The sequence below is a fragment of the Microbacterium sp. genome, from assembly GCF_041641055.1.
Classification (GTDB): domain Bacteria; phylum Actinomycetota; class Actinomycetes; order Actinomycetales; family Microbacteriaceae; genus Microbacterium.
This window is the reverse complement of record NZ_JBEPZB010000009.1, coordinates 137,894-138,985: the sequence shown is the minus strand read 5'-3', so window position 1 is coordinate 138,985 and position 1,092 is coordinate 137,894. Positions and strand designations below refer to the sequence as shown.

Below are 1,092 nucleotides of genomic sequence, written 5' to 3'. Positions count from 1 at the left end.
CGTGCACGTGTCCGCCAAGGACAAGGGCACGGGCACGGAGAAGTCGATCGTCATCTCCGGCGGCTCGTCGCTGTCGAAGGAGGACATCGAGCGCATGGTGCGCGAGGCCGAGGAGCACGCGGCTGAAGACAAGGCACGCCGTGAGGCCGCCGAGGTCCGCAACCAGGCCGAGACGCTCGCGTACTCGATCGACAAGCTGATCACCGAGAACGACGAGAAGCTGCCCGAAGACGTGAAGACCGAGGTCAAGGCCGACGTCGACGCGCTCAAGACGGCGCTGGCCGGCGAGGACGACGAGGCCGTGAAGACCGCGTTCGACAAGCTGAACCAGTCGCAGGGCAAGATCGGCGAAGCCATCTACGCACAGTCCCAGGCCGAGGGCGCTCCGAGCGCCGACGCCGCGGGCGAGGCTCCGGCCGATGACGCCTCCTCCGATGAGGACGTCATCGACGCCGAGGTCGTCGACGACGAGGACGAGAAGAAGTAATCATGACGGACAAGAACTTCGAAGGTGACGACGAGGTTCGCAGCGAGGGGTCGGATGCTCAGGCATCCGGCCCCGCGCCGCAGAACCCCGACTCGCGCGAGGCCGCGGCCGCAGAGGGATCCGACGAGACGCCGGTCGACGGCGCCCCTGACGATCTGACGGTCGACGACATCCTCGGCGCCACCCAGACCGGTGAGGCCGCAGCAGAGGATGCTGTGCTCGCCGACCTGGAGTCGACGCTGCTGAACGACCTCAAGCGCCTCCAGGCCGAATACGCCAACTACCGCCGCCGCACCGAGGAGCAGCGCCAGGTCGAGATCGAGCGCGCGAAGGGCGAGGCCGCCAAGGGCCTCATCCCCGTGCTCGACGATCTCGACCGCGCCGCGCAGCACGGTGACCTGGTCGAAGGCACTCCCTTCGCCGTCATCGCCGGCAAGGTGCGCACGGTCGTCGAACGTCTCGGTGTCGTCTCGTACGGTGAGAAGGGCGAGGAATTCGACCCGCAGCGTCACGAGGCGATCTTCCAGCAGCCCACCCCGGGCGCCGACAAGACCACGGTGCTCGAGGTCGTCGAGGTGGGTTACCGCCTCGGTGACGTCGAGCTG

The 1,092-nt window shown here is 67.9% G+C and carries 2 protein-coding genes; both read left to right on the top strand.

Translation table 11 applies throughout. The features are described 5' to 3' along the window. Positions 1 to 487, top strand: a 487-nt coding sequence (locus ACESK8_RS08260) for an Hsp70 family protein (protein ID WP_372968144.1), incomplete at its 5' end; no start/stop codon positions are given. Between the two features lie 2 nt (positions 488 to 489). Beyond that, positions 490 to 1,092 (top strand): nucleotide exchange factor GrpE (locus ACESK8_RS08255; RefSeq protein ID WP_372968143.1); only part of this gene is annotated, 603 nt, incomplete at its 3' end.